This window comes from Hydrogenophaga sp. FW305-3-2-15-A-LB1 (assembly GCF_058787875.1).
In genome coordinates, this window is the sequence record NZ_JBYTAE010000190.1 from 1 (window position 1) to 529 (window position 529).

Consider the following 529-nt stretch of genomic DNA (forward strand, 5'->3'; position numbering starts at 1 on the left):
GCCTGAGCCGCCGCCCGAGCCCGAACACCCCACACCCGACCATGACACAGAAGAAGATCGGCGACGTCGTCCTCAACGTCCAGAACATCAGCCTGCGCTTTGGCGGCGTCAAGGCGCTGACCGACATCAGCTTTGACGTGCGCGAGCACGAGGTGCGCGCCATCATCGGGCCCAACGGCGCGGGCAAGAGCTCCATGCTCAACTGCATCAACGGGGTGTACCAGCCCCAGGAGGGCTCGATCAGCTTTCGCGGCCGCACCTTCAGGCACATGAACAGCCGCCAGGTGGCCGAGATGGGCATCGCGCGCACCTTCCAGAACCTGGCGCTCTTCAAGGGCATGAGCGTGATCGACAACCTCATGACCGGGCGCAACCTGCGCATCAGGAGCGGGCTGCTCGCGCAGGCCTTCCGCAACCCCTTCGGCATCGGAGGGGCGCAGAAGGAAGAAGAAGCGCACCGCGAGTTCGTCGAACACATCATCGACTTCCTGGAGATCCAGGCCTACCGCAAGACGCCGGTGGGGCAGCT

The 529-nt window shown here is 64.8% G+C and carries 1 protein-coding gene; it reads left to right on the forward strand.

What is annotated here, in order from left to right:
- Positions 1-41 precede the first annotated feature (41 nt).
- The coding region (locus AC3WPZ_RS27990; RefSeq protein WP_492442630.1) for an ATP-binding cassette domain-containing protein at positions 42-529 on the forward strand (488 nt) is incomplete at its 3' end.